At 41.0% G+C, this 25,135-nt stretch carries 20 protein-coding genes and 1 tRNA gene; 4 read left to right on the top strand and 17 right to left on the bottom strand.

Features of this window, described 5'->3' with window-relative positions:
- Positions 1-139 precede the first annotated feature (139 nt).
- The 6 genes from AB1Z56_RS03435 to AB1Z56_RS03460 all read right to left on the bottom strand — a co-directional run bounded on the left by AB1Z56_RS03435 (position 140) and on the right by AB1Z56_RS03460 (position 10,454).
- The gene (locus AB1Z56_RS03435; protein WP_313265834.1) at positions 140-733 is read right to left on the bottom strand and encodes an RNA polymerase sigma factor; all 594 of its coding nucleotides are present in this window, start codon (positions 731-733) and stop codon (positions 140-142) included.
- Positions 734-924: 191 nt separating this feature from the next.
- Positions 925-2,418: an arylsulfatase gene (locus AB1Z56_RS03440; RefSeq protein WP_309361458.1), complete on the bottom strand. Its 1,494-nt coding sequence runs from the start codon at positions 2,416-2,418 to the stop codon at positions 925-927.
- Positions 2,415-3,938 (bottom strand): sulfatase-like hydrolase/transferase, encoded by a 1,524-nt coding sequence (locus tag AB1Z56_RS03445; protein ID WP_426791081.1) that lies wholly within the window; start codon positions 3,936-3,938, stop codon positions 2,415-2,417. Before AB1Z56_RS03445 ends, AB1Z56_RS03440 begins: the two co-directional genes overlap by 4 nt.
- Positions 3,939-3,993: 55 nt before the next feature.
- Positions 3,994-5,649 (bottom strand): RagB/SusD family nutrient uptake outer membrane protein, encoded by a 1,656-nt coding sequence (locus AB1Z56_RS03450; protein WP_426791082.1) that lies wholly within the window; start codon positions 5,647-5,649, stop codon positions 3,994-3,996.
- Between the two features lie 17 nt (positions 5,650-5,666).
- Complete coding sequence (locus AB1Z56_RS03455; protein WP_426791083.1) at positions 5,667-9,095, bottom strand: SusC/RagA family TonB-linked outer membrane protein; 3,429 nt, start codon at positions 9,093-9,095, stop codon at positions 5,667-5,669.
- Positions 9,096-9,278: 183 nt separating this feature from the next.
- On the bottom strand, positions 9,279-10,454 hold the full coding sequence (locus tag AB1Z56_RS03460; RefSeq protein ID WP_309361450.1) for a FecR family protein: 1,176 nt from the start codon (positions 10,452-10,454) through the stop codon (positions 9,279-9,281).
- Positions 10,455-10,788: 334 nt separating this feature from the next.
- Between AB1Z56_RS03460 and AB1Z56_RS03465 the strand changes: the two genes are divergently transcribed.
- Positions 10,789-11,214 carry a hypothetical protein gene (locus AB1Z56_RS03465; protein WP_426791084.1) on the top strand — a complete coding sequence of 142 codons (426 nt, stop codon included), beginning with the start codon at positions 10,789-10,791 and terminating at the stop codon, positions 11,212-11,214.
- 194 nt (positions 11,215-11,408) lie between these two features.
- Here the strand turns inward: AB1Z56_RS03465 and AB1Z56_RS03470 are convergent, their stop codons facing one another.
- Positions 11,409-12,023: a hypothetical protein gene (locus AB1Z56_RS03470; protein ID WP_426791085.1), complete on the bottom strand. Its 615-nt coding sequence runs from the start codon at positions 12,021-12,023 to the stop codon at positions 11,409-11,411.
- A gap of 561 nt (positions 12,024-12,584) precedes the next feature.
- Here AB1Z56_RS03470 and AB1Z56_RS03475 point away from each other — a divergent pair.
- The gene (locus tag AB1Z56_RS03475; protein ID WP_426791086.1) at positions 12,585-15,302 is read left to right on the top strand and encodes a GH116 family glycosyl hydrolase; all 2,718 of its coding nucleotides are present in this window, start codon (positions 12,585-12,587) and stop codon (positions 15,300-15,302) included.
- 520 nt (positions 15,303-15,822) lie between these two features.
- Here the strand turns inward: AB1Z56_RS03475 and AB1Z56_RS03480 are convergent.
- The 4 genes from AB1Z56_RS03480 to AB1Z56_RS03495 all read right to left on the bottom strand — a co-directional run bounded on the left by AB1Z56_RS03480 (position 15,823) and on the right by AB1Z56_RS03495 (position 19,045).
- Positions 15,823-16,698, bottom strand: a complete 876-nt coding sequence (locus AB1Z56_RS03480) for an EamA family transporter (protein WP_426791087.1) — start codon at positions 16,696-16,698, stop codon at positions 15,823-15,825.
- Complete coding sequence (locus tag AB1Z56_RS03485) at positions 16,685-17,503, bottom strand: alpha/beta hydrolase (RefSeq protein WP_426791088.1); 819 nt, start codon at positions 17,501-17,503, stop codon at positions 16,685-16,687. Before AB1Z56_RS03485 ends, AB1Z56_RS03480 begins: the two co-directional genes overlap by 14 nt.
- A 74-nt stretch (positions 17,504-17,577) precedes the next feature.
- Entirely contained in the window at positions 17,578-18,153 is a 576-nt protein-coding gene (locus tag AB1Z56_RS03490; protein WP_309361439.1) for a Crp/Fnr family transcriptional regulator, read from the bottom strand.
- Between the two features lie 115 nt (positions 18,154-18,268).
- Complete coding sequence (locus tag AB1Z56_RS03495) at positions 18,269-19,045, bottom strand: hypothetical protein (protein ID WP_426791089.1); 777 nt, start codon at positions 19,043-19,045, stop codon at positions 18,269-18,271.
- Positions 19,046-19,295: 250 nt separating this feature from the next.
- Between AB1Z56_RS03495 and AB1Z56_RS03500 the strand changes: the two genes are divergently transcribed.
- Both AB1Z56_RS03500 and AB1Z56_RS03505 read left to right on the top strand, forming a co-directional pair.
- Positions 19,296-19,835: a Crp/Fnr family transcriptional regulator gene (locus tag AB1Z56_RS03500; protein WP_426791090.1), complete on the top strand. Its 540-nt coding sequence runs from the start codon at positions 19,296-19,298 to the stop codon at positions 19,833-19,835.
- 53 nt (positions 19,836-19,888) lie between these two features.
- The gene (locus tag AB1Z56_RS03505; protein WP_426791091.1) at positions 19,889-20,572 is read left to right on the top strand and encodes an MBL fold metallo-hydrolase; all 684 of its coding nucleotides are present in this window, start codon (positions 19,889-19,891) and stop codon (positions 20,570-20,572) included.
- A 277-nt stretch (positions 20,573-20,849) separates the two neighbouring features.
- On the opposite strand, the gene AB1Z56_RS03510 is transcribed toward AB1Z56_RS03505, so the two are convergent.
- The 6 genes from AB1Z56_RS03510 to AB1Z56_RS03535 all read right to left on the bottom strand — a co-directional run bounded on the left by AB1Z56_RS03510 (position 20,850) and on the right by AB1Z56_RS03535 (position 25,120).
- Positions 20,850-22,190, bottom strand: coding sequence for an ankyrin repeat domain-containing protein (locus tag AB1Z56_RS03510; protein ID WP_309361431.1), 1,341 nt, complete (start codon positions 22,188-22,190; stop codon positions 20,850-20,852).
- Positions 22,191-22,201: 11 nt separating this feature from the next.
- A complete protein-coding gene (locus tag AB1Z56_RS03515; protein WP_426791092.1) occupies positions 22,202-23,389 on the bottom strand; it encodes an ankyrin repeat domain-containing protein in 1,188 nt (395 codons plus the stop codon).
- Positions 23,390-23,443: 54 nt separating this feature from the next.
- Positions 23,444-24,196, bottom strand: a complete 753-nt coding sequence (locus AB1Z56_RS03520) for a DUF4241 domain-containing protein (protein ID WP_426791093.1) — start codon at positions 24,194-24,196, stop codon at positions 23,444-23,446.
- A gap of 136 nt (positions 24,197-24,332) precedes the next feature.
- On the bottom strand, positions 24,333-24,494 hold the full coding sequence (locus AB1Z56_RS03525; protein WP_313265812.1) for a hypothetical protein: 162 nt from the start codon (positions 24,492-24,494) through the stop codon (positions 24,333-24,335).
- A gap of 133 nt (positions 24,495-24,627) precedes the next feature.
- Positions 24,628-24,700, bottom strand: a tRNA-Lys gene (locus AB1Z56_RS03530).
- 141 nt (positions 24,701-24,841) lie between these two features.
- Positions 24,842-25,120, bottom strand: a complete 279-nt coding sequence (locus AB1Z56_RS03535; RefSeq protein ID WP_309361391.1) for a lipopolysaccharide assembly protein LapA domain-containing protein — start codon at positions 25,118-25,120, stop codon at positions 24,842-24,844.
- Positions 25,121-25,135: the final 15 nt, after the last annotated feature.

Raw genomic sequence — 25,135 nt, forward strand, 5'->3', positions numbered from 1 at the left:
ACAGTTGTTTGTGTTTTTTAATCTGTCTCAAAGTTGGATGGGGAGTATTGCCTGAAGGTGGTTAACCTTTGAAAGTATGCCGTGCGGATAGTATATTGATCTATCCCAAGGTCGGATGTGGAAGATTTAGGAAAGGTAATTATCCTTTGAAGGCATACCATGCGGATAGCATAAGAATACTGAGGTATTCAAATTTTTTCGATTTGAATCGTTCTTTTAATGCATATAATGCCTTAGACCTTGCATAATAGACGGTCGATGCGGTGGTACTTAATGTTTCACAAATTTCTTCGGTATTCAAGCCATCCAAAAAGCTGAGCTTGCAGATCTGAGCTTGCTGTCTGGGAAGCAAGTTGATTTCAGCAAGCAGCAATTCGGTGAGTTCTGTCCGGAATATTTTCTTGAGGACATCTTCTTCCGGAACTGACATATGCTGGAGAATATCGAGCTCTTCTTTGCGTATTTTGAATTGAGCTGTTCTTTGTATATCAATGCAGGCATTTTTAGTCGCGATAAAAAGAAAGGCTTTAAGGCTTTCATAATTTTCCACTTTTTGTCTATTATTCCAGAGCTTTACAAAAACATCGGAGACAATTTCTTCTGCATCGGTTTTGTTGCGGAGGTAGGAAAAGGCAAAATAGCGCAATGAATGGCCAAAATGATCCATAAAAAAGCATAAAGCTGTTTCATCACCTTCTTTCAGCGTATGGATGTATGATTCTTTTTGCTGCATACTTGGTTATTGATCATTTTTACGTTTGCCTTCGGATTATGCTATACTCCTCTATGGTTTATACGTCATTCAATAGGTACATTCACATGGGGCTCCTGCTATGAATCGCTTTGCTAAATTACATAAAAAACTTGGGTTGTCAGGATTCAATCCTAACAACCCAAGTTTTTTGAGATTAAAAAATAATCGATTTATTTTTTAATCATCTTATTGGCTACAATCTCCCATTCCTGTATATGGGCAGGTCGGTGTTCTTTGGTGACGATTTCATCAAAATGCTGCATCAATTGCGGATATTGTGCTGCTAGATCTTTTTCTTCCCAAGGATCTGTGGTTAAATCGTATAATTGCCATTTAGCTTTTGGATTCTTCTTTAAATCGAGTTTTACAGCTTTCCAATGTCCTTCCCGTATGGCGATCTGGCCACCTTTTTCGGGGTATTCAAAATAGAGATACTGATGATGTTCCTGTTTATTCTTTTGCCCCAGCCAGGTTGGGAGTAAGGATAGACCATTGCTGTGCCCGGGATTCTGCTGAATCAGCTGTGCGAAGGTTGCCATGAGATCGTACTGAGCCGAAATCAAGTCTGTTTCGGAATTCGCTTTGATATGGTTGGGCCACTTGACAATTAACGGAACTTTAATACCGCCCTCAAAGACATCCATTTTCAATCCTCTAAGCGAATCGACACTACGGAAAAAGCGATAATCTATACCACCATTAAAGCCAGTTCCGTTGTCACTGGAAAACAGAATAATGGTGTTTTCATCTATTCCCAATGATTTGATATGCTTCATAATCGTACCGACCTGGTCATCCAGATAGGTGATCATACCTGCATAGGTTGCTCTTGGATAGGGGGTTGCTGTGTAGCCGTCCTGTCCGTAATAAGGTTTGTCCTGGAAGAGGTTCTTATATTTATCCACATATTCCTGGGGAACTTGGAGTGATAAGTGCGGCAATGTATAAGGAAGGTATAAGAAAAAAGGATTACTTCGGTTTTTGTCGATAAAAGCCAGCGCTTTCGCTGTCATTAGTTCAGGTGCATATTCCTTACCGTCAAATTGTTTAAAGTCCTCTGCCGTGGCCTTACTGGAATCTAAAGGAGTATGGACGAATTTTTCCTTATTTTGAAGCGGATATTTTGTTTCATTTTCCCACAGATGGCTGGGGTAGTAATTGTGTGCCTGTTTCTGGTCCAGGTAGCCAAAAAAATAATCAAATCCCTGTTTGTTGGGGCTTCCAGTGGAATTATTCATGCCAAGTCCCCACTTTCCAATGGCCGCGGTCTGATAGCCGGCTTTTTTAAATAGGTGCGCCATGGTATAGGTTCCTTCGGGAAGAGGCATTTGACCTGCCTCTAAGCTATCGGCGAAACCGCCTAATTCATAATTTCCGCGGATGTAAGATTGACCGCCATGCTTGCCCGTCAATAACATGCATCGGGCTGGGGCACATACAGGTGTACTTGTATAATGATTTATAAAGCGCATACCCTCATGTGCCAGTTGCTGGATATTGGGTGTTTTGATCAATCGCTGTCCATAGGGCTCCGTTTCGGCATATCCTAGATCGTCTGCATAAAAGAAGATAATATTAGGGAGTTTATGCTGTTTTTTCTTTTGCTGTGCAAAAAGGGTCCCCCATCCGAGCAGGATGAGGGAAAGTCCAACTTTTATTTTCATTTTTGACGTTCTCCTTCCAACAATTGTTTGAGTTCAATGACCTTTTCGGGATATTTTGAAGCAACATTGTGTTTTTCACCGATATCGTTTTTGAGATCATACAATTGGTCTTCAGGCAGGCTTCCTGTTTCAGTGTCCGTTAATTTCATGTAGGGGGCACCTTTACTTGGCGCAATATATTTCCAGTCGTCCTTTACGATAGCCAATGTCTGTGCATGCTGAACCATACTCGTGCGGCCCTTATTATCTTGACCTGTTAAGGTTTTCAAGAGTGGCTTGCTGTCTTTTGCTTCGTCGGTTTTTAGTGGGATGTCCAGTAATTGGGCACTTGTTGCCAAGAGATCTATTTGGCTGATCAATGCATTGGAAACTTTCCCCTGTGCAACACCCTTACCACTGACGATAAATGGTACCCGGGTTCCACCTTCGAAGATACTATATTTACCGCCGCGCAGTGGACCAGCAGGTAAGTGGCCATTTTGTTGGGCCACAGCGCCGTCCATGTAGCCATCGTCGAGAACGGGGCCGTTGTCGCTGCTGAAAATTATAATCGTGTTTTTGTCAAGTCCCAAAAGTTGCAATTGCTGTTGAATTTGTCCGACGGTCCAATCTAACTGCAGAATAGCATCGCCGCGATAACCAAGTTTGCTCTTCCCTTTAAATTGTGTTGCCGGCATACGGGGTACGTGCGGTTCTATTAAGCAGAAGTACAGGAAGAACGGTTTGTTTTGATGCGTGGAGATAAAATCCTGGGCTTTGTGAAGAAATGTAGTAGAGACTTCTTCATCCACCCATCGCGCACGCGTGCCTCCACTCATATAACCGATTCTTCCGATACCGTTGACTATAGTCTGATTGTGTCCCTGACCAGGTGAAGAATGCATTTTGAGCAGTTCGGGGTGTTCTTTGCCCGTAGGGTCATTGCCGATTTTCTTTTCATAGTCGACCAGGATTGGATCGCTCGCTTCTGCAGCCACGACCTGATCATTTTCAAGGAACACCGTTGGGACGCGATCTGCTGTTGCAGGGAAAATGAATGAATAATCAAAACCTACATCATTAGGTCCGGGTTTGATGGGGGCATTCCAGTCTTTTTGTACCTGATTGCCAAGTCCCATATGCCATTTTCCAACAATTGCAGTAGCATAGCCGGCATGTTTAAATACTTTGGGTAATGTAATTTTATCCGTAGGAACGATTAGCTTGGCATCGCCAGGCAGAATGCCTGTCCCTTCCTGACGCCATGGATACGTCCCAGTCATCAATGCAAAACGAGAAGGGGTACAAGTTGCCGATGTACTATGTGCATTGGTAAATCGAACGCCGTTTCGGGCGAGCTTATCCAGATTGGGTGTTTCGATTTGTTTGGCACCATAGCTGCTTAAATCACCAAAACCAAGATCATCCGCATAAATATAGATGACATTAGGTTTACTTGCCTTTTGGGCAAAACTAACGGTGGGTAGCGTAACGAAAAGGCTCGAGGAGAGTAATAACGCTAGGGATAGTGGCTTCTTCATATACTTTAAATTTTGTTTAAAGGGTATCGCTTGACAATTGACGATACCCAAGATACTATTTTAAATTTGGATTGATATTAACTTCATTTTGCGGAATTGGCCAATGTTCATCTTGGCCAGCTCGGAAAGACTTGCTGGTCACGTACCAGCGGCTATACGGATCTTTACTTCCACCGGATTTTATTCGAAGGTTTTTTGCGTTCGGGAATGGAGCCCCGTAGAAATCACCCTTCAGTACATCTTTTGCGATACCCCAACGTAATAAATCCCAATAACGGAGCCCTTCCAATGCGAGTTCGACACGTCTTTCGTTGCGTAACGTCGTGCGCAAGGTGGTACTGCTTTGGACGTTAATGGCTGGCATATTAACGCTGCTTCTTTTTCTGACAGCGTTGATGGTTTTGTCCAATAGCTCACTTGTGATGGGATCGCCATTTTCGAGTTTGGCTTCAAGGTAGCTCAGGAGGACTTCGGCGTAGCGTACAATAGGAACATCGGCTCCAGAGTTTTGTAAGTTTCCACTAAAACCCTCGTCGTTGAACTTGCGTAATCCGTAGCCCGTACGTGTTGCCTGTTTTGTTGTTGTCAATTGATCAATAGACAGTGTTGAATCTGGATGTGAGGTGTATTTTAAATTTTTAAAGCGGTCTCCATTCGTTATCACCGTGAAGGCTAGACGTGGGTCTCGGTTTTTGCTGATGTCTTGCGCATTATAACGCGCATCATCGTACGAAAATGCCGTTCCATCGGTGAAACCATAGCTTTCTACAAGGCTACCAAGTGGGCAGTGGAGATGCCAACCCCCAGCTACTGCGGGAAAATTGTGTTGGAACATACCGTTTCCAGCTAGATCAACAAGATACTGCGTGGCAAAAATAATCTCTTTGCTCGTTTCGTTGGTTCCATTAAATAAGCCTGAATAATTAGGATCAATGCTGTTTTCATTGGCATTGATGATCTGCTCATAACTTTTGATAGCGTCGGCGTAAGATTTTTCTGCCAGTTGGATGCGTCCCAGGAAAGCGAGGGCTGCCTGTTTGCTTGCGCGGCCCCGTTCTGCGGTCGTCAATTTGCCATAGCTCGGTAGGTCGTTCGCGGCTTCCTGCAATTCACGTTCAACAAAAGTGACCAGTTCCTGTTTTTTTGCCTTGGATACTTGATTGGCCTCATTGGGCGTCAAGGTTTTGCTCACTAAGGGAGCGTCGCCCCAGTATTGAGAAAGGTAGAAATATTGGCAAGCACGAATAAACCGCGCTTCGGCTTTAAAACGGGCCAACAGTTCTGCTGAAATAGGGGTCTTATCAATATTTTCAAGAAAATAATTTACACGGGCGATTTTCTTGTAGGTATACATCCAATAAGCGTCTAAGTTGCCGTTATTGTTCGTTAGTGTGCCATCGGATAGTTTATTGAAAACCGAATTATCACCACGTCTATCGTAGGCATTGTCCGAAGCAAACTCCAGGTAAAGCAGGCCGTTATAGGACCACCAGTCTGTGGGGCTGAATTCGGCAAGGGAGTTCATTTGTATTTCCGCTTTGTATAATCCTGTCAGCGCTGATCGAGCATTCGTTTCGCTGGTCCAAAAGGTTTCGTTGGCAAATTTATCCAATGGATTGGTTTCCAGTTGCTTTTTGCAACTGATGCTTAGGCTTGATGCAAAAAGAATGCATAAGGCCAACTTTATAGGTTTGTATGCGATGTGTATCATGGTTTTTTATCGATTGGTTAGAAACTTAGGTTAACCCCAAATGTAAAATTGCGCATAATAGGGTAGTAGGCACCACTTGAATTGATTTCGGGATCCCAGCCTTTTCTATAGTTGCTTTTGGTAAATAGGTTTTCGGCATTTGCGTAGACCCTTAGACCAGATAATTTCCATTTTGTAAGGATGTGCTTAGGAATGGCATAGCCTAATTGGATGTTTTTTAAACGAAGATAGCTCGCATCCAGTAACCAGTAGTCTGATAGCAGAGTATTGGGTGTCCCGGTATTCGGCAATTGTTCAATTCTTGGATATATGGCATTTCTATCGGGATTGGCAGCAGTCCATCTGCCGTCAGCTTGCCAGCGTTGGATATTGCCGTTTTGTGTCAACGCAAATCCAGCATAATTGTCCAATAAGCCTTTAACACCGCTTACACCTTGAAGAAGTATTCCTAAGTCAAACCCTTTGTAGTTCATCCCGATATTCATCCCGTAGGTGTATTTGGGAATACGTGATCCAATCACAGTTCGGTCGTACGTAGCGTCTACTTTTCCATCAGGCACGCCGTCGGGGCCACTGATGTCCTTGTATCGAATATCACCAGGTTGTGGCTTCGGATTGATGCTGGTTTGATTAGCATAGCTTGCGATATCAGCAGCATCGATAAATAAGCCGTCAGCTTGGTAGCCATAGTAAGCCTGGATTGGGTAACCAATAAATAAGGAGGAGCCATTTCCAACTAAGCCATTTGGCTGGTTGATATTACCGACACCCAAATCAACTACTCTATTCTTGACGGTAGAGAAGTTTAGATTCACATTATACGAAAATTCGTTCAACTTCTTTTGATGTCCTAAGGTGAATTCCCAACCAGAATTTCTAAGTTTCCCCGAGTTTTGTACGCCTACTTCAAAACCCAAAACTTTGGAAACACTAGAACCTGGGCTCACTAGGATGTCGTAGGTGAACCGATTGTAATAGGTACTGCTGAATGTTAGTAAATTTTTAAATAAAGCTACTTCCAGGCCTGCATCTGCCGTTCTGGTCGATTCCCAGCGTAGCGTAGGGTCAACAATTGTGGTTCGAGCTACGCCTGGAGAGATCGTGTTTCCAAAGGGGTAATTATAACCCGGATTTAAAACATCCTGATATGGGTAGTTAGAGACAACACGCTGTTGGACATTGCCGACAATATTTTGGTTACCGAGAACCCCATAAGATCCTTTGATTTTCAATTCGTCAATCCAACTATAGTGGTCTTTGATGAACGATTCTTCACTCAGTAACCAGCCTACTGCAATTGAGGGAAAAGTGGCATATTTTTTATTCGTTGGAAAGCGGGAAGATCCATCGTAGCGAACAACACCTTCGACAAGATATTTCTTGGCATAATTATATTGTACACGGGCAAATAATGATTCCAATGCCCACTCAGAGGCTGTGCCGGAGTTCTGTTGTCCATCTGGTGAACCTACATTTAACTCGGTAAGATCATTGCTGGGGAAATTCTGCCGGTAAGCGCTTAAACCTTCACTGTAGCCTTTCTCGAAGGAATAACCGCCCAATATTTTCAAGGAATGGTCCCCGATTGTTTTGTTATAGTCTGCTAATGCCTGAAAAGTTTTATACGTTTCATAAGGAGCAGTTTGATTGAGGTTAGAAGGTCCCAGCGTAATGGAATTGTTGATCCGTTGTGAAGCTCTGAAAAGTTTTGTACGGCCATTCGTTTGCGTATACCCTCCTATAGCGGATAAAGTCAGATCTGAAATCGGTTTCCAGTCCAGTCTTGCATTTCCTGCGATGTTGGATACTTTTTCTTTATAGAAGGATTCGCTCTCCAGGAAGGATACGGGAGTACCTTTCAGGTTATTTCCTGCGCCCCAGTCGCCATTGCTCAGGCGTATCGGATATATGGCGGGGTAGCGAATCACCTGGGAAATAATATCCGTCATGCGGGAGAAGTCAAGCGTTGCCGGAGCTGCGGGTTCATCCGTGTCCGTTTGAATCGCTGCCACTCTAGTGGTTAACTTGAGCTTGTCATTGAGGTTTGATATGAGATTGAGGCGAATATTGTATTTGTCAAAATTGTTTTTGATGACAATACCTTTTTGGTTGAGAAAGCCAGCAGATAAGGTGTATTGTATTTTATCTGTGGTATTGGATATATTTAAGTTGTGGCCCGTTTGTGCTGCTTGGGACTTAAATGAGCTTGCCATATAATTGGCATTTGGATAATTGTCAGGATCAGAGCCATCCTTAAATTTTTGGATTTCTTCGGCCGTGTAACCACCGCCACCACTTGTGGTTTCGTTGAGTAAAGAAGCGTACTCCCAAGAGTTGACAAATTCGGGGAAGGCTGTTGGTTTTTGAATCCCATAATAACCATTGTAATTGACCGCTAATTTTCCACCTGTTGCCCCGGTTTTTGTTGTAACCAAAATGACACCATTTGCGGCTCTAGCTCCGTATATGGCTGCCGAAGAGGCGTCTTTCAGTACCGAGATCGATGCAACATCATTTGGATCGATATCATTGAAGGAATTGGTGGGTATACCGTCAACTAAAATAAGTGCGTCGGTACTTGCACCGAATGATCCCACGCCACGGATCTGTATGGTATTGTTTGCTGCTCCAGGTTGGCCAGATCGTTGTATGACGGTCACGCCCGGCATTTGACCCGTAAGGGCTTGAGCAAGCTGAGGAACGGATCGTTTGGCTAGTTGCTTTCCATCAACTTGGGAAACCGAACCAATTAATTCTTTCTTTTTTGTCGTACCGTAGCCAACGACGACAACTTCTTCCAGTGCGTCGATCTGTTGGCTAAGTTCAATATTCAGGTAAAGCTGGTTGGCCAATGGGATTTCCTTGGTTTGGTAGCCGATCATTTTAATCACGAGTACGGCGTTATTATTTGCTTCAATCTGAAAGTTACCACTTGCATCTGTGGTAGTTGCCTTTGTCGATCCTTTTATCATAATTGTCGCACCTTGGAGCGAGGTTCCTTTGCTATCGTGAATATTTCCCTTGATGGTGCGGTTTTGTTGCACTAAGACGTAATTACTTGGAAGGTCATAAGTTAGGTGGTTTGTTTTTAACTTCGTTACGACAAGCATATTGTCCTGAAAACTCCAATCCACAGGTTGGTCTTTTAAGAGGATCTGTACAGCTTTTTCTAAAGGCATATTACGAACCTGCGCCTCAATTTTTAGTTCAGCGAGTTCTTTACCATTCAATAGAAAGGGCACACCACTCTGTTTTTGGATGGTACGTAGTACTTGCACCAAAGACATTTTTTTGGCGTTAATCGTGATGGATTGTGCGTAGCTGGCTGCAGACAGCTTAACAACACATGCAAGAGTAAAAAATGCGCTCAGCTTCATTTTGGTCTTCCATTGCTTGGGTATGTTCACAGTGATTCGATTTCTATGAACAAGAAATTTAAAATTCATAAATTTGTTGAATTAGGGATATAATCTATTTGTAAACTGATTGGGTAAATCGGTCAAAGATGGAGATCGCTATTATGGCCGGTTAATGTTCGTAGCATTGATCGGCTTTTTTGCATCTCATCTTGTTTCGTCAAGTTGGTTTTCTCATAATTGTTGTTTTTGGGTTATTTCATGGGTAATTGGTTAGTTTGAAACAAAGAGCTTACGGATGCCATTTTCTTCGATCAATTCAAATTTAATATGGCTACGTTCCAAGATTTTTAGGACTGCCGATAGACTTTTCGTACGTTGAATTTCGCCATATAATAGTGTTTCTTTTATCGGTTGTTTGTAGATAATTTGGAGGTCATACCATTGGCCGATCAGTTGTAGGGCTGTACGAAGGTCTGTTTCATTGAAATAGAATTTATTGTCGAGCCATGCGATGTAATTATTGGGGTCGACTGTTTTTTGAGACAGTTGACCAGATGCTAATATTGCTTGCTGATTGGGCTTGAGCTGTAACGTTTGCCCTTGCGCCGATAGATTGATACTCCCCTCGACAAGCGTTGTACTACTTTGGGATTTCGAATAGGTGTTTACGTTGAATTCAGTACCGGTAACTTCGATGAGCTGTCCGTTGGAAACTACCTGGAATGGAACCTTTTTATTTTTTGCAATTTTAAAATAAGCTTCGCCATCAATCTCGACAACACGTTTATCTTTGGCAAAATGAAGTGGGTATTTTAGTGTTGTTTTAGCATTGAGTGTGATCTGCGATCCATCTTCCAGTATCATTTGTAACATAGTTCCAGCGGGTGTGCTGACCATCGCTGTGATATTCCCGTTTAAGGCGGCACTTTGCAGCATAGTCCCGTCTTCATATTGTAAATGATGTCCAGAAACCAAGGCCCCTTTCTGACTCGATACCTGGAGCACTTTACCGTTCGAAAGCCGTATTTCTGCCTGGTTGCTCTGTGCTTCCACGTCATTTAAGACGATTCGATTGCCCAAAGGGGCAGTTTGTCTGTTGATGGCGATATAGATCAAACTTCCTAAGCCTATACACAGTAGAGCCGCCGCATAGGGAATAAGATGCTTTATGCTCCGGATAGGCGATGGCTTAACTGCGGTAGCCCGAATGGTTTCGAGTGTCTTTGTTTTCAATCTTTCATTCCAATCCATAGGGTCGGATTCCTGGAGTGCACCCCATTGATTCAGGTCATTTATTAAATCATCCCGCTTCAAAAGCTCCTCGAAAAAAATACGATGTTGTGCTGATTCATCCAACCATAGTTTTAAATCGGCCTTTTCATCGGAAGATAAATTGTCGCCAATGTACTTTAGGATTAGTTGTTTGATAGGATCAGTCAATCTCATGGTATATAATTTTAGATAGATACGCGGTATTGGAAGGAAACCTTAGTAAAAAAATAAAAAAAATAAGAGATACCGCTTGTTTGCGAATATTGACAGGCCAACTTCTAATATCATTAAGGCTTCGTCTAATATGGCTTTAACATTTATTTTTAAAGAATTAATTAGCAACTTTAAATAGACGATCGCCAGTTTAACGGTTAAATGGATCTAGATATGATGAGAAATATTGTTATTAGTTTCAGTATATTATTGGGAACCTGTTCGGCTGGCGGACCACAATAAAGGCTAGTAATGGCAATGTGGATTAGCTATTGGTATTGAAAATATTGCGGTAATGAAAAGAAAGCTGAGTTTTATTTTTTTGAGAATTACTGGGCTTGCAGTATTGGCGACCTTTGTGCTTACAGGAATACTTCAGGCAAATAATGAGGCCGCAAAAAAGGCACGTTGTTATATGCCTTTTTTTACCGAATTGCTGCTTTCTTTTGTGACACTCTGTATTGCGGTGGGTACGTTGACAATTTTTCTGAATTTAAATAGGAGATTCAGAAATAATCGGATTGCGCTGTTGCTATCTTTTGTTTTATTGCCCGCTGCAAGCAGTTTATGGTTTCTTTCTGTCCTTATCCAAGCCGGACAAGTAGCCAGTCTATTTGAAATTCTCCACATGGCAGCAACACTGATCCCGGTTTTTGTTTTAATCGGATGGGAATACCGTAAGTTTAAGAAATGGTTAGCTAATGGGGCTTACCGGCATTAATGATAACGACAGCCATTAAGATAAAGAGTATGCCAAGGCATTGGAATCCCCAAACGACTTCCTGCAAGATCAGCATCGCGGAAAGTGTTGAAATGAGAATCTCCAGACTTGAAATAATATTTCCAGGAGTCTCTAACAGGGACAGCCTCTCTTTAGAGTCTTAGACCCATAAACTTCCGCCGTTGACTATCGGACTAAAGATCCAATTTTTCATTTCTATAATAGAAATATGGCCTGCGTGGATCGCCGGGCTTACGTTCTGTCTTAGGAACGACTTTTTTCTCTAAGAGTTCGAGACCAATATATTTTTTAAGTAATGCACTGAGTCGGTCTGGACTGAATTTGATATGATATACCTGTTCGAAATCGACGACCATTTGATCTATGGTTCGTGCTGTAGAAAAGTAGCCGGAGGTTTGGATCAGTTGCAAAATGAATTCCCGTTGCTGTCTATTCTCAGTATTGGTTCCTTCAGATCTTGAAATAGCTTTGTGCAAAGGTTGCTGCTGTTCCAGTTTCTGGAAAAATGCTGACTTAAAAGCAATCAATTCAGATAGGTCTTTGGCAGCGACAGACAGTTTTCTTTGTGGGTTAAAGAAATCTGTAAGCTGTATAGAAAATGGGGTACATAGGCGTGCGAAAGTATCGAGAGAAAGAGATCGGGATTTTCTGTAAACACTGCGTAATGTTGAATAGGAGATGCCTGTGAAATTGGCTATGCCCTCCAATGGAAGCTCAGTTAAATCAATCAGTTCTGTGATTCTATTTGAAATTAGATTCGCTAGAGCATGGTCTGTAATTTTTTCCATATGACTTAAATTTTGCTCATGATTGCTTCAGCTATCTTATAAAGCGAGCGATAATTAATACCAATTGAGTTTTTAAATCCTAGTAAATAGAGGCCAAATATAGAGAAGATAAGAGGACATTTCGATATGAAAAAGGGCCTAAATGATATGAAAAAGGGTTTGATTCACCTGTTTCCTTCGAAACTATCAGGCTTTTTCCTGAGTGTTATCTTGCTCCGATGAGGTACGCAGCACTCCAGCTTGCAAAGCATTTTCGAATATGAACCGAACTAGTCTCAAAAAAGAGCTGAATTGCTTTCCATACAGAAAAATAGTATCAAACCAACTCTCATAGATCTGTCTATAGAAATAAAACCCCCCTTAACAAAATTTCTTTAGATAAAAATTAAATCGTCTGACATGGTAAATTAGTATAATTTATTTGAAGCAAAACTTACAGATTATTTGGGTGTTCGATAAAAGTAAACATTACCTTTGGCTAATACCACAATAAGCCATAGACAAAAGCCAAAAATTGTTGCCTCAAGATGCGGGCTGGTAAAATGTATATAAACGGAGAAAATGGACAGAAGAAATTTTTTGAAGAAATCGGGCCTACTGGGATTAGGTGTATTAGTGGCTAATTACCCCGTCTGGTCAAACACAATGTTTGCCTGGGAACAGCCCCTTCACAATATTCCATTGGACAAAGGATATCCTGCTGAATGGATAAAATCACTCTACCAGAAGGGAGATAAAATTCAATATAGAAAAAGTAGGAACGAACTGAAATATATTGGGATGCCAGTTGGTGGACTGCATGCCGGTACTGTATACATTGGCGGCGATGGCAGATTGTGGTTGTGGCAGATCTTCAATGATGCCTACGATGGATTGAAAGAGGGTATAGAAACCAAAATTGTGCAGTGGGATAATGGAAAGGAAATGGTTAAGGTAAGACCAAGAGATGGATCTGCCTATGTCGAACCAGCCATTGCAGATAATCTACGTAAATTTGAACAGGGGTTTAAGGTTGTTATGAGAAAATCGGGAAAGCTCTTTCAAAAAGAATTGAATGAAAACGATTGGGATGAGGTAACCTTTGAACCTTCTTATCCAAGTTGTAAAGTTGTTTATAGCAGTGAATCGTTTCCGATAGAAGTGACATTAACTGCTTTTTCCCCATTTATTCCCTTGGATGAAGATAATTCATCTTTACCATTGACCTCTTTTCAAATTGAGGTGAAAAATAAATCCAATGAAGATCTGGACGTGGAGTTGATTGGATGGATGGAAAATGGTGTTCACAAAGGACGGAAGGATTTAAAAGGCACAACGAAAATAGCGTCATTGGATAGATCATTCACTGCACACAAAATAGTTCAATTTACTTGTGAACAAGTACCTTCGAATTTTGTGTCTGAAGGAGATTCTGGCAATATGGCTTTTGTATGTCATGACCCGGATGTCAAACTTGTTACAAGTATTCCAGAATGGCCTATCAATCCGGATAATTTGGCCAGTACCGAGGAGAAATCTGTAGATGATTTTGACAAAATGCAGGTTGCAGCAATAAGTTCGAGTCAAAGGGTTGGGCGTTCGGCTTCGCGGAAATTTCACTATGCTATATCGTGGTTTTTCAACAATCCACATCCAGAATTGAAAAAACATCTATCAGATGCCAAAGAGGGCTACTGGTTTGGAAGGAAGTACAAAGATGCTGCCGACGTATTGAAATATTATTCAATGAATAAACCTCAATTGGATAATGATACTTTGAATTGGGTGAGAACCTGGAATGATACAACATTACCATACTGGTTTATTGATAGAACCTTTGTTAATATCGGAACTCTGGCAACAGCAAATACAATGCGATTTGCAACAGGTCGATTCTGGAGCTGGGAAGGCGTGGGGGCCTGTGCCGGAACCTGTACCCATGTCTGGCAGTATGGTCAAGCTATGGGCAGAATTTTTCCGGGATTAGAAAGAAACCTCCGCGAAACGACGGATTATGGAGTGGGGTTTGTAAAAGATTCTGGAGCAATAATATTCAGGGCAGAATATGAGACTAGACCCGCAATTGATGGTCAGGCCGGTGTGATTCTAAGAACCTATCGTGATCATCAAACAAACACAGACAGCCTCTTCTTGAAAAGAAACTGGCCTGCTATAAAAAAAGCGACTCAGTTTATTCTGAATCAGGACAAGAATGGTGATGGAATGACAGATACACCAATGGAAAACACGCTGGATGCCATTTGGGAAGGAGAAATTGCCTGGATAGTTGGTCTTTGTTTGGCGGCTGTTAAAGCAGGAGAACGCATGGCGGAAGAAGTAGGCGATAAAGCTTTTCAAAAAGTTTGTGCCGAATATTTTAATAAAGGGACTAAAAATATGGATCAGCAGTTGTTTAATGGCGAATACTACATCCATCGGCCAAACAAGGAATTCGGCAGAAAGAAATTGGGTTCATACAATACCTGCCACATTGATCAGGTGTATGGACAGGCATGGACTTTCCAGGTCGGACTGCCTCGGGTAAATTCTAAAGAAAAAACAATGTATGCCCTTCGCGCCCTTTGGAATTACAATTTCACTCCAGATGTTGGCCCTTATATAAAAACACATCTGCAAGGAAGGCCATATGCGCTTGCCGGAGACGGGGGAATGGTTATGAATACCAACCCTAAGAATGAGAAAAATGCTTATGGAGAGAATGAAACCTGGCAATTAGGCTATTTCCATGAATGTATGAGCGGTTTTGAACATCAGGTAGCTGCCCACATGATTGCAGAAGGTATGGTGGATGAAGGGCTAATTCTTACCCGGAAAATTAATGATAGATATCATGCGTCGAAACGTAATCCGTTCAATGAGATCGAATGTAGTGATCATTATGCAAGGGCTATGGCAAGTTATGGAACGTTTATCAATGCCTGTGGATTTAGTTACCATGGGCCCAAAAAACAAATCGGTTTTGATCCCAAAATCAATCCTCAGAATTTTAAGGCTGCATTTACAGCTGCAGAAGGCTGGGGGAGCTTTTCTCAGCAATTCTCAGGTACTAAATTTACGGCTGCACTTAAACTTGAAAAAGGACAATTGGAACTGGCCGAAATCTCGCTGAATGTGCCCGGAAAATCTCAGTTCTCTACTGAAAATATCGTGATTAGATTGGATCAAAAAGATTGCTCAGTAAAAAAAATTCTTTTGATGGATGGGAAGGTCAACATTGTTCTTAAAACTGCGGCGCTAATTAAAAAAGGGGAAGAATTTTCAATCCAGATTGTATCATGAAACGAATAAGTTATTTTTTATTTGCTGTTTCTATTTTATTTATAGGCTGCCAGTCATTTAATGAACCAATGCCTGACGTAAATAAAGCGGTTGGTTAGAAAGAGGAACTTCAATCTGAGTGCAGTTAGAAGCACAATCGCATATTAAACCAGTTCTATACAAAGATCTTGCGCTAAATTGTAAATATTGGAATGCCGATAAGGAAAATATACTCAGAGACAATATGAAGAAAACAAGCTTAGGTCAATAAATTCAAAATTTGATAGTTTTAGATTCAGTTGAAGCCATTCAGAGACATTGACTTGCTTATGTCCTGTTTATGCCTTGCTTTTGGGTTTTACTTTGCTGATACCTAGTGTTTACCGACCTAAGTTCTAGTTCGATAGGTAAACACTAGGTGTTAACCAGAAGATTACTAGGGAAAAAAGCGAAGAAAGGCTATGGTAGAGGCATGGTAGGAGTACTGATCTGGTGCCTGTTTTAATTGTATAGGAATACCATAAGTGTAAGAAATGGTTAACTATTTGGCCTTACCTGCGTTAATTATAACGACAGCCATTAAAATAAAGAGTATGCCAAGCCATTGGAATCCTGAAACGGATTCCTGCAAGATCAGCATAGCAGAAAGTGTTGAAATGGGAATCTCTAGACTTGATAAAATATTTCCCATTGCTATTCCAGTTTTTGGGATCCCTTTTGTGAATAGCAAAGGGGGAAGGATCGTTCCGAAAATCGCAATCAGTAATCCCCAAGCTAAGGCATGAATTTGCATGTGCCGAATAATATCAATATTCCAAAAAGCCACAATGAGCAGCAGTCCGCCGAGGACCAAGAACTGGCTGCGTACAGGACTTAGTAATTGTTTCTCTACAGAACTTGAAGCATAAATTGCCATGGCGTAACTTATTCCTGCTCCGAAACCTAGCAAGATCCCTCTATAATCAAAATTATTGTCGTTTTTAAATAGATTGCTTGCTAAGGCTGTGCCCAACAAAACAATGAGAACTCCTGCAATCTTGCCCAGGGATGGAAACTTTTTCAAGAGCAATGCTTCCGCAACCAAACTGATCCAAATGGACTGCATCAATAGGATGATGGCCACTGATACAGGTATGTATTGAATGGAGAGGTAATAGAGAGTTGTGGTCAGACCTAATGAAGTACCCCATGCCATCAGCTTAAACTTAGCAGCAAATTTGACCGTTCTTTTTTCTTCGGCATTTCGTTTTGTTAGTAGATTAAATAGAAGCAAAAAGAGAAAACCAAACATAAACTGCAAAAAGGTCAACAAGCTGGTATGTATGCCCAAATGGTTGGCATATTTTACAATTGTTGCGAGGAGTCCGTAGCTACAAGCGCCAGCGGCAACATAGAGTGTTGATTTATAATCCTTCATTTTGAAAATAGTTTTGAAATAAAGCCAATTGCTGTGATAATGATTTGCTCCAGTAAGCTGTATCATGTCCTCCCTTTGATTCCATATAAAGGTGCTCGATGTTTTTGTCGGTTAGATGCTTGTGAAATGTTCGGTTCATGTCCAGCATTTGCTGGTCCTCCGTTCCACAATCGATAATATAGTGCTGCTTATTTTGCATCATCCTATCTTCATTGCTATAAATCCGTTCGCTGTCGTTTAGATCTTTTAAATCTCCGAGTACTTTATCTACCTGATAGCCTTGGTATCCTTTTCCGAAGCGATCGAAGTCTATGGCACCACATGAGCTTCCGACGATTGAAAAAGTCTGCGGATAAGCTATGCCGATGTGAAGCGCCCCATAACCACCCATGCTCCAGCCGAGTATTCCGCGAGCACTTCTATGCTGTAAGGTAGGGTAGTGCTGATCGATGTAGTTTACCAGTTCGGCACCGATAAAAGTTGTGTATTGTGAGCCAGGGTCTACAGGGCTATCTACATACCAAGAATTGAAATTTCCATTGGGGAGGATATATATAGTCTGACATGTTTCTGCTTTTTGTACTAAGTCCGGAATGTCGTTTTGCACTGTACGATTGGGGGTGCCACTATAGCCATGAAGAATATAAACCGTTTTATAATTGATTCCCTTTTGCATGTCGGGTGTAATTATAATGGTTTCGATATTTTTGTTCATTTTGTCACTATGGACTTTTGTCCTGATAACCTGTTGCGCAGCGAGCGGTAGGATAAGGGCGTAAAATAGGATGGTGAGTATTGTTTTCATATCTTAAGAATTTGTCTTTATGGTACAAAATTCCAAAGTATATTATTCAAAAACATGTACAAATGTTGATGGAATTATGATTTTAATTCTTTACGGATGCGACTCAGCTGCGTTGGGGTTACGCCGAGATAAGAAGCGATATGGTGCTGTTTGAGCCTTTTGAAAAGAGCTTGATTTTGATAGAGCTGCAGGTAACGCTCTTTGGCGGACTCCCATTTGAGACCGATTTCGAGCGGTTCTTTTTTTACGACCCAGTTCTTTTCGAGATAGGCAATCTGAAAGAGCGCTAAATCGTGACGGATCATGATAAGTTCGCGGAAAGCTTTAGCCGAATACTGGATCAGCTCCACATCTTCAAGTGCAATAATATTGAATGTACTGGGTTTTTCTTCGATGATTGCGGCAGTGGAAGCGCAAAAGCTATTTTCTTCGAAAAACAGTTTGTAGATGATATTGCCATCAGCATCAGGTTTATAATAGCCCAATAGTCCCTTACATACAAAATAATAGTATTTCGCATACTCTCCGGCGCGCAGAATGAGCTCATTTTTTTTGAACTGTTTTACCTGGCAGATGGTTTTCAAAACTTCTGTCGTAGCTGGGCTAAGCGCAGCATAGTTATTCATTTCGAAGAGGAGTTTTTCTACCATCAGGAGCGGCTGTTAGTTTTTAATGCCTGGTCAAGCCGATGGACAAAGTTAGTGAAATGATCGCATGAATAGCATTTTTTAGTGGATAGTAACTTTGAAATTGATGATTTTTATGCTAGTCTTGAATGTAATACTCCGTTCCATTCAGGCCTACATATATTTCTTTATCTAAGTCGCCACGGTAGCCGATAAAAAGAGGATATTCCTGATCTCCTGATGGGTTATTATAAAGTTCCTCGATGTTCGCATACTTTGCTTTGATGAGAATCTGATTTGTTTCACCATTTTTTATTCCTTTCAGGAGCGTCTGTTCATTGGTAAAATCTGTATAAGGTATTTTTTTTCTGTTGGGACGAAAAACTAATTTAACCCCTTCTTCAATCAGATCCTTATTTTTTTCGCGAAACTCCTGTATGGAGCGCTCCTCTGGAAATATTATTTTTCCGGTATGGCTATCTTTGATTTCCTGTAAGAGCGTGTTTTGATCTATGCTGTTGCTCATATGAACTGTTGAATTTTTGTATAGATAAATTGTTGTTTCACCCGTTTTAAAATCGGCAGCGTTGTACTTATATACTCTTGCGCCTGATTTGTCAATGCGGTAGCGTTCGCCACTGAATTGCACCCAGGCGAAGTCTTTTGTTCCAAATTTAATGATCTCCGGATTATTCACATGGAAAAGCTGAAAGTTATAATCAGCTTCGAACAGCTCAGCTTTTTCAAAAAGTGCATTTATCTTCACGTTTAGCGCTTTGTCACAGTAACCATATAAGCTGTCACCTATGAGTACCGGAATTAAATCTGGATAGGCTAAATTTGTGGAAACTGATTTATCTTGGGCAAGATTGGGCATGCTCAAGAGTGTTAAAAGAAATAATATAAAATTTTTCATCTGTTATGATATTTAATGCGCATAACAAAATTATTAAATTAGCGTTTTTAAAAAATCCATGAAAATAGGGGTTTTAGACAGAGTTAATCTAAACCTTAACCGATTGGAATTGGTATTACACAGGAATTCTTAGATTTGAAGACCGAATTTTGTGTAGAATCTACAGAATTTGAAAGAAATTAAGGGAGAATAGATCGGGAATATGACTCATGTTTTGACAAATTACCTGTTATCCATAGGTAAACTATCCATGGAAGAAATTAGCTTTTCTGTACAGTTGTTCAAGCCGACCTACTTAAAAAAAGGTGATTTTTTTATCCGGGAGGATGAACCCTGCCGTCATATTGGATTTATCGCTAGTGGTGCTGTAAAAGCATACGCTTTAGATAGCGAAGGAAAAGAAAATATAACCTGTTTTAAGTTTGAAAACGAGTTTGTCACTTCATTTCCAGAGTTTGTTGCACAAAATAAATCCAGAAGAAGTATACGGACAGTAGAAGATAGCGTAATTTATAGCATAAGCTACACCGACTACCGCTATTTGCTTCGTCAGGTGACTGCTTGGAATGAAATTGTAAAATCTGTGATGGAGCGGGAGTATAGCCAAAAGGAAAGTTATCTGCTAAATTATAATAATAGGTCAGCTCTAGACAAATACCGCTATGTATTATCTAGTGAGCCAATGCTTATCCAGCGGATTGCAACGCAAGATCTGGCATCTTATTTAGGTATTACACAGCGATCGCTTACGCGGGCGAAGCGGGAAATACTCCGACCAGGCATCTTATAGGACAAATGTCCTTATATAAGGCTCTTCAGTGATGTAGATTTGCACAAAAAACTATGTTACGTCACATTGCTCCCGAAGTTTTTCAGATATCCCTCTTACCGCGAAACAGCATCAATTGTTATATTATCGAAGGAGTATTGGTCGATTCTGGAATACGGAACTCGTACAGCACTATAAAGAATGTGCTACAGGAAATTCCCGTTTACCAGCATATACTTACGCATGCTCATCCGGACCATCAAGGCTGTTCTGGTCAACTATGCGCCGAGTTTGCAATACCCTTATTGTGTCACCCCGATGAAGTTTTTAGAACCGAGACAGGTTTGGTCACTAAAGATTATCCTGATCGGCACCATTGGCTTGCAAAGCTTCAGCAAAAGTACTGGGCAGGCCAGGGGCATAGCGTGAATCGCACAGTTGTTGAAAACGATACGATAGGCAGCTTTCGGGTCATAGAAACGCCCGGGCATTCAACAGGACATATTTCTCTGTTCCGCGAACACGATGGTGTACTGATCATCGGTGATGTCGCAACAAATATGAATTTGCTTACAACAAAGTCCGGCTTGCACCTTCCACCAAATTTATTCACTTCAGATCAACAGCTCAACATTCGATCGCTACAGAAATTAGCAAAACTGAATCCGGCTATTATCTGCTTTGGTCATGGACCTGTTATGAGAAATACAGATCGGAAGTTTGAGCGGTTCGTAGCTGAATGCAGTAGTAAGTTTTAGTTTGCAAGGAAAAATCAGTTCGAATCCCAATAAGTTTTTTTTGTGAACTTCTCATTACAATTTTCAATCCATTTCTTGGAAGATTTGAAGCTACCAAATATAGCGTTGCATGACATACATTGTAATACCCTTTTTCCCTTTCAGGGAAACCATGTCGGGAAAATACTCGTGCCGGTGCTCCATACTATGGATTTGATAAATATATACCATGATGATTTATGACGTTGTGTTGTTTGCTTTAGATGTAGCGGGATTACTTTTAAAGGATTTTTCCCTGTCATCCTAATATTTTTTTCTTTTGCTCCTGAAACTCTTCTTCGGTAATGATCTCGGCATCCAATAGTTCTTTCAGGTCAAAGAGCGCTTTCTTTTTCTCGGCCATATCTAGAGGTTGTGCAGGTGGTGGTGTATTCGTTTTTTCTTTGACCTCGCCGTCTTCTATTGCATTGGTTTTCGCTCCAAAATCAATCAGCAATGCAGTGATCTCATTGTATCCTTTTATATTGGAATAGTCGATGGGTTTTTGTTCCAATACGTTGGCAATATCCGTCGTCGCGCCATGGGTCAATAAGTAACGGACTATATCTTTTTTTCCGTAAGATGCGGCATAATGCAAGGCCGTATTGCCTGAAGCGTCCTGTTTATCAATAGCTGCGCTATTATCCAGCAACAGTTTAACCATAGATAAGTATCCAAATTTGGCGGCTGTCTGCAATAAGGTTTCGCCTGCGTAGTGGGACTCAAATCCGAGGACAAAAGTGCGCGTCCCGGTATTGGCGATCAATTTCTGCAAATAATGTCCATCTTTACCGTCCCAGGCGTCCACATTTCTAGCATAATCGGGAGAAAGCCCTTTGTTCAAAAAAACATTCACCAGTTCTTTTTGGTTAGCACCAACGGCATACCATACGGGAGAAACGCCTTCCCTGGACTCGGCGAAAATGTCCGCGCCTTGTGCAACCAGTTTTTCACAAATAATACGATTACCCGAACGTGCAGCCAATAAAAGTGCGCTTTCGTTTTGATCATTTAGTATATTGACAGAAGCGCCGCCGTCCAACAAAAAGTTGACAATTGGTACTGAATTATTTTGGATAGCTACGCTTAATGCTGTGTTGCCTGCTTTGTCTGTAAAATCGACATTGGCATTATTTTGCAATAAGATGTTTACCATTGGTGGGAAATTCCCGGCCACAGCAATCAGTAAAGGAGGCATCGAGTCTTTATTCAATGCATTGACATCAAGTCCTTCCCTGAGTAGTTTTTCCGCAATATCCTGCTGCCCTGTTCGTGCAACTATGTGAAGTAAACTATTCCCCTGGAAATCGTTTATATCAGTTTTCGCTCCGGCTTCTAGCAAATAAGAGGCCGTTTGCTTTTGCTTATTGAGAATCGCAAAAAACAAAGCGGTTTCTCCATTGTGATCTTCATAATTGATGTCTGCTCCGGATATTATCAGTTGTTTTACAATATCCAGATACCCTTGATAGGCAGCGTAATGGAGTGCTGTTCTGCCTTTTTCATCGGTATATTTTACATCGACCTGATTTTTTTCTATCAGGATCTCGGCTATTTTTCTTTTACCGCCTTCGCAGGCTACTATAAATGATTGGGACATAAATTCAATTTTTAGGCTAATAATGTTTCAACGATTTTGGTTTTGAGTTGGTCTTCCATCGCATAGTCCACTGCTTTTTTATCAAAACGGTTTTCAATGGTGGAATCTGCACCGTGTTTCAGTAACAATTTTACTTTCCGGTAAATGTCTTTTGCAACGGACTCTTCATAGTTGCAATTATACATGCAGACTTTTATCAGCAATGTATTCCCATCATTGTCTGCCTCGTTGATGTCTTCGATATAATGATGTTCCAAGAGGTACGAAAGCAATTCCGAAGACTTCTCTGCCACCCAATCGATGCCCGATTTTGGTTTTTGATAATATTGGGAAGTGGCAGATAAAGAAGCACCATTTTCCAAAAGCAATCCGATTATGTTGATGGAATGTTCATCTCTTTGTACAAAGCGAAGGGTTACGTTCAGTAAATTTTCCCCATCCTTGGTCAACTGCGTAAAATCGGGTGTGCCATATTCCAGCAATAGCTTCAACATATCGATATTCTGCGAATGAGCGGCAGCAAGGAGAAAAGGCGTTTCACCTTTGGTGTTTGTTATGTTTACATCTGCTCCGTTTTCCAATAGCTGCTTGCATACCGCAATTTTATTGGCACTGACAGCAAGAAACAATGCCGTTTTATTTTCTATTGTGGTCGCATTGATATCGACTTCGTTGTCGAGTAGTAGCTGTATGATCTGATCTGCGTTGGCAGGCGGCATACCCAACTTTTGACAAAACAGATAGAGATAAGATTCCCCGTACCTGCTTTTGAAATTGATGTTGATTCCTGCATCAATAAGGGCCTTCAAAATTTCGATGGGCGCATTATTGTCAATTGCAAAACTGAGCAGAGTATCTCCGGAAACTTCTTCGTTAATGTCCTCTATTTTGGACAGGAATTTATTAAAATAAGGAAGATAGGCTTGTATTGCGGCAGGATCATACAGCGCCGGCTTAAGGAAAACCGCTATTGGAGAGTGGTTGAAACTCTCGTATTCAAAAAGGTCTGTTTGAATCCAGTCCTTGTTTAAATACAACTCGAATGCTTCCCAATATTTATTTTGTATTATTTGTTTCAGCACATTGGTCACCTGATGTTCAGGAGGTTTTGATGTTATATTTTGTAAATATTCCACCAGCAATTTTTCGTCCCGTTTATAAGTGATGTCCATAAAGACATTGATATCAAATTCCGACATAGGTAGTATTTTATAAAAATTTAGTTATAGCAATAAATAAGTCTAAAAGGAAGCTTATATGTTTTCTTCTTCCTCCTCGCTAAATGTCAGTTCAATATCGATGAACTGAGCAACTATTTCCGTAATAGCTCCCTGTTTATCGTATCCGAAATAAACGGGATAAGTGCCATCGCCAAAACCGCTTTGTATCATAGGGATGGTCAGCTCTGTGTCTGGAATAGCAAAGTTGATCCAGTCTCCGCCGTCCCTTTGATAAGCTGGCGCTGATTGGCTGCTCTTTTTGAACTCCGCGGCAAAAAAGTGGTCATAGATGTTTTGATCGGGATTGCTTTTTTGCCAGTTCTCAACAAAACTGCAATAGGCATCTCTAGTAGCCTGGTCTACGATTGTCGCCAGCCCTGCATCCACATGAAAACCAAAATATTCCCCTTCCTGGAAATTGTCCAGATTTTCGTTCCCGAGGAGAGCTTCCGTATAGGTAACGGCCTTGCTGGAAGACAGTTTTAACCTAAAGCCCACATAACGGTAATGATCTGCTTCCATTTCAACCACTAATATGGTAAGCGGGAATATTCCAATAGGGATTTTGGTATGATAAGGCAGTGCATCTTTTGCTAAATAGACCAATGGGTCGCGAACAATGACATTTCCCGTAGGAAAAGAAATACCGCCAACTTCGATTTTAAACAAACGCTTTTCGCAGATTTCAGCGCTGTCAAAATACCTGTTGAAGTCTGTTGGGGAGGATAGCTTTTGCTTTACAGGTTCATATTTCTGAAGCCATTCAGGTGTAGGTAAATGCTGCATATTTATTCTTTAAAATTGTACCCTTAAACATTTATAAAAATAGGGAAAGCCAGTCAGACCTCTATCCCTGAAAACCGTTATTTTTATAACGCTGTTTCCCACGTATTATTGGGATCGATGCTTAGCACAAATAAGTTTATTTCACTATTTTATGTTGCCAGTGCAATAAAGCCTCTTGGATATGGTTATAGGTAAGATCATTCAAATAAAAAGCATCTGCTTCGGGGCCATACAATTCCCTGTATGTACGTTTGATTAGCTCCAGTTTATCTTTAGGGGCAAAGGATGCAAAGGCCATAATCGAGATAAGCATTAAAACGGATACATCCTAATACCAACTTATACCTAAGATCGAATCCGGCTGACCGTTCTTTCGAATCCTAATACCTTTAAAACAAGAAAAGCTAATCTTGCGATTAGCTTTTCTTTTGTGATCCCGCTGGGATTCGAACCCAGGACCCATACATTAAAAGTGTATTGCTCTACCAGCTGAGCTACGGAATCTTACTTCTTTGTTTTTGAACTACCGTTCCTTGTTTGAAGTGATGCAAAGATAGGGTTAATCCCTATTCCGCGCAAGTATTTGTGTGATAAAAATGCGTCCTGGCTCTTTAGGGCTTCATTTTTAGTGATTTATTTTTTCTTTTAGGAGAGAAATTCTCGGTCTTCATCCGATAATTGGGACTTCTGGTCGTTGTTTTCTTCACCCGATTCGTCCAAATCTTCCTGTTCATACACCTGCTGTTTCTTTTTTCCGATTTTTAGTAGGGATACAAATGCGATCCCGGCAATAAAAAAGGCCAATAGCAGCTTCCATAGTGCGATCTGTGTTGCCCCGAGAAAATTGAGCTGGACCGATTGCGGATTCTTAACACAGACAACTGTGATGATAACCGTAATTAAGATTAAAAAGATATTACGCATGTTCCTATAAACTAT

Source organism: Sphingobacterium sp. WOUb80, from assembly GCF_050058145.1.
Classification (GTDB): Bacteria; Bacteroidota; Bacteroidia; order Sphingobacteriales; family Sphingobacteriaceae; genus Sphingobacterium.

Bases quoted from the DNA above. Each gene is read 5' to 3' on its own strand.
- AB1Z56_RS03435 (WP_313265834.1), bottom strand. From the start codon at position 733: ATGCAGCAAAAAGAATCATACATCCATACGCTGAAAGAAGGTGATGAA.
- AB1Z56_RS03440 (WP_309361458.1), bottom strand. From the start codon at position 2,418: ATGAAAATAAAAGTTGGACTTTCCCTCATCCTGCTCGGATGGGGGACC.
- AB1Z56_RS03445 (WP_426791081.1), bottom strand. From the start codon at position 3,938: ATGAAGAAGCCACTATCCCTAGCGTTATTACTCTCCTCGAGCCTTTTC.
- AB1Z56_RS03450 (WP_426791082.1), bottom strand. From the start codon at position 5,649: ATGATACACATCGCATACAAACCTATAAAGTTGGCCTTATGCATTCTT.
- AB1Z56_RS03455 (WP_426791083.1), bottom strand. From the start codon at position 9,095: ATGAATTTTAAATTTCTTGTTCATAGAAATCGAATCACTGTGAACATA.
- AB1Z56_RS03460 (WP_309361450.1), bottom strand. From the start codon at position 10,454: ATGAGATTGACTGATCCTATCAAACAACTAATCCTAAAGTACATTGGC.
- AB1Z56_RS03465 (WP_426791084.1), top strand. From the start codon at position 10,789: ATGAAAAGAAAGCTGAGTTTTATTTTTTTGAGAATTACTGGGCTTGCA.
- AB1Z56_RS03470 (WP_426791085.1), bottom strand. From the start codon at position 12,023: ATGGAAAAAATTACAGACCATGCTCTAGCGAATCTAATTTCAAATAGA.
- AB1Z56_RS03475 (WP_426791086.1), top strand. From the start codon at position 12,585: ATGGACAGAAGAAATTTTTTGAAGAAATCGGGCCTACTGGGATTAGGT.
- AB1Z56_RS03480 (WP_426791087.1), bottom strand. From the start codon at position 16,698: ATGAAGGATTATAAATCAACACTCTATGTTGCCGCTGGCGCTTGTAGC.
- AB1Z56_RS03485 (WP_426791088.1), bottom strand. From the start codon at position 17,503: ATGAAAACAATACTCACCATCCTATTTTACGCCCTTATCCTACCGCTC.
- AB1Z56_RS03490 (WP_309361439.1), bottom strand. From the start codon at position 18,153: ATGGTAGAAAAACTCCTCTTCGAAATGAATAACTATGCTGCGCTTAGC.
- AB1Z56_RS03495 (WP_426791089.1), bottom strand. From the start codon at position 19,045: ATGAAAAATTTTATATTATTTCTTTTAACACTCTTGAGCATGCCCAAT.
- AB1Z56_RS03500 (WP_426791090.1), top strand. From the start codon at position 19,296: ATGGAAGAAATTAGCTTTTCTGTACAGTTGTTCAAGCCGACCTACTTA.
- AB1Z56_RS03505 (WP_426791091.1), top strand. From the start codon at position 19,889: ATGTTACGTCACATTGCTCCCGAAGTTTTTCAGATATCCCTCTTACCG.
- AB1Z56_RS03510 (WP_309361431.1), bottom strand. From the start codon at position 22,190: ATGTCCCAATCATTTATAGTAGCCTGCGAAGGCGGTAAAAGAAAAATA.
- AB1Z56_RS03515 (WP_426791092.1), bottom strand. From the start codon at position 23,389: ATGTCGGAATTTGATATCAATGTCTTTATGGACATCACTTATAAACGG.
- AB1Z56_RS03520 (WP_426791093.1), bottom strand. From the start codon at position 24,196: ATGCAGCATTTACCTACACCTGAATGGCTTCAGAAATATGAACCTGTA.
- AB1Z56_RS03525 (WP_313265812.1), bottom strand. From the start codon at position 24,494: ATGGCCTTTGCATCCTTTGCCCCTAAAGATAAACTGGAGCTAATCAAA.
- AB1Z56_RS03535 (WP_309361391.1), bottom strand. From the start codon at position 25,120: ATGCGTAATATCTTTTTAATCTTAATTACGGTTATCATCACAGTTGTC.